A 263-nucleotide genomic window follows, 5' to 3' on the forward strand; every position below is an offset into this window, starting at 1 on the left:
GTCTGCTGCGCCGCGGCGCGCATGGTCTCCGTGATGTTGTGCAGTGTGTCGATGAGCGCCATGGCGGCCTGCTGGTCGGGCAGGCCGGTGCCCGCCGCGATCCGGGCCGGGATGTGCGCGAGCTGCGGACGCAGCTCCCGCCCGCGCTCGCCGATCGTGACGGTCACGACCCTCTCGTCGCTCTCGCGGCGCTCGCGCCGGACCAGCCCGGACTGCTCCATGCGGCGCAGGAGCGGGGACAGCGTCCCGGAGTCGAGCTGCAG

Annotated in this window: 1 protein-coding gene; it reads right to left on the reverse strand. The window is 74.1% G+C overall.

Annotated elements, in window-relative coordinates; genetic code table 11:
* The coding region (locus SB719_RS20800) for a transcriptional regulator, SarA/Rot family (protein ID WP_412159837.1) at window positions 1-263 on the reverse strand (263 nt) is incomplete at both ends.

Source organism: Pantoea sp. SIMBA_079 (assembly GCF_046940275.1).
In the GTDB taxonomy this organism is placed as follows: Bacteria; Pseudomonadota; Gammaproteobacteria; order Enterobacterales; family Enterobacteriaceae; genus Pantoea; species Pantoea borealis.